The sequence below is a fragment of the Vibrio sp. 10N.222.55.C6 genome (assembly GCF_041473395.1).
Taxonomy (GTDB): Bacteria; Pseudomonadota; Gammaproteobacteria; order Enterobacterales; family Vibrionaceae; genus Vibrio; species Vibrio crassostreae_C.
In genome coordinates this window covers 1-330 of record NZ_JBFRSD010000539.1, presented here as the reverse complement: position 1 = coordinate 330, position 330 = coordinate 1, and the positions used below count along the sequence as shown (strand labels likewise).

Sequence of the window (330 nt, the reverse complement as noted above, 5' to 3'; positions counted from 1 at the left end):
AGCTACTACATGTCGAATACCTTGGATTCTTCTTCTCACCAATCTACAGAAGAAGCGATGGACGGCGGTCATGAAAATTCGGTCGATAATCCGTTCATCCAGTCTAGCGATTGGGGCTGGCCAATTGATCCGACGGGTTTGCGTTTCTGTTTAGCGTCTCTGTATGAACGTTATGAAGTGCCATTGTTCATCGTTGAGAACGGTTTTGGCGCGGTTGATACCATTGAAGAAGATGGCAGCATTAATGACGATTACCGCATTGCTTACCTTGGCGACCACATCAAAGAGATGAAAAAAGCCGTTTCGATTGATGGTGTTGATTTGATGGGC

General features: G+C 45.8%; 1 protein-coding gene. It reads left to right on the top strand.

Annotated elements, in window-relative coordinates; all coding sequences use genetic code 11:
* A partial coding sequence (locus AB4486_RS24985; RefSeq protein ID WP_372119389.1) for a family 1 glycosylhydrolase occupies positions 1-330 on the top strand: 330 nt, incomplete at both ends.